Here is a 1,286-nt window from a genome sequence, read left to right on the forward strand (position 1 = left end):
GTATTTGAAATTTGCATCGCCAACCGAAAGTTTACTGAAGGTTGGGTACTTGTTAAAAAAACACCCGACCTCCGGTCATCTTACGAAAAATCAATACAAATCATACCAAAACTTATGATTTCCTCCTCATTGTCTTGACTCCATACCTTTTCTTAAATAAACAGCTAAACACCTATATTCTCAAACATCCCCATTTTTCAGTGCCTCACACGAATTCAAAATTTATTTGTTAAAAAAACACCCGACCTCCGGTCACCTTACGAAAAATACCCGTCACATCTTAGCAAGTTTGCAATACGAAAGTCAAACCATTCTATGAACCCTAAGCCGGGTCGCAGTCAAAAGCTGATATCCCCCTTCCCGGCTTTTTAAAAAAAAATGAACCATGGGAACACCTATCATCACCCAGGCAGACCTCGACCAATTCAAGGAAGATGTCATTAACGAACTCAGACTCCTGATGGCCAAAGAAAAAACCGTAAAGACCAAGTGGATTAAAAACAGAGAGGTAAGAAAACTGCTTCAAGTAAGTCATAGCACGCTGCAGACCCTGCGAGATAATGGCACACTTAGTTACACAAAAATTGGAGGCATCCTTTACTACGATGTTGAGGAAATCGATAAAATGATGGAGGATAACAAAATCAGTAATGCGGAATAATGATGAAGAATGAACTACATCAAACAGATGAATGCCATATTCACAAAATTCTACAAAGACTCACGGCTGAACCCCACACACATCAGCTTGTATTTCTCGCTGTTCCAGCTGGGCAACCTCAACCGGTTCCCGGAAACCTTTTACATCAACCGCGAGGAAATAATGAAGCTCTCAAAAATCGGTTCCAAGGCAACGTACCATCGGTGCCTCAAGCAACTCGACCATTGGGGATATATCAAATATCTACCATCGCACAATCCATACAAAGGAAGCAAAATCAAGTTGCTCAAATTTGATACAAGTAGTGAACAAGTACCGGGACAAGTTGTGGGACAAGCATTAGTACCTTATATAAAACATGATAAACATGTTAAAACAGTAATAAACATAAAAAAAGAAGAAGTCATAATTTTTTTTAAAAATGAATTTCAAAACCAACTTACGGAAAAGCAATTACAAACCGAGGCCGAAAAATTTTACAACCACAACAAAGCCACCGGATGGATGATAGGAGGTAAGACTCCAATCAAAGACTGGCAAGCCGCCGCACAAAACTGGATGCAAAAAGCCCTAGAACTCAAAGCCAAAAAAGCAAGCAAACCCAGCTCAAAACTAAAATATCTCA

Annotated in this window: 2 protein-coding genes; both read left to right on the forward strand. The window is 39.6% G+C overall.

Annotated elements, in window-relative coordinates; all coding sequences use genetic code 11:
* Positions 1 to 385 precede the first annotated feature (385 nt).
* On the forward strand, positions 386 to 661 hold the full coding sequence (locus AC6F75_RS12235; protein WP_500715320.1) for a helix-turn-helix domain-containing protein: 276 nt from the start codon (positions 386 to 388) through the stop codon (positions 659 to 661).
* A 9-nt stretch (positions 662 to 670) separates the two neighbouring features.
* A partial coding sequence (locus tag AC6F75_RS12240) for a hypothetical protein (RefSeq protein ID WP_500715322.1) occupies positions 671 to 1,286 on the forward strand: 616 nt, incomplete at its 3' end.

This window comes from Planktosalinus sp. (genome assembly GCF_059864935.1).

Excerpts from the sequence above, each read along its gene's own strand:
- AC6F75_RS12235 (WP_500715320.1), top strand. The coding sequence starts at position 386 with ATGGGAACACCTATCATCACCCAGGCAGACCTCGACCAATTCAAGGAA.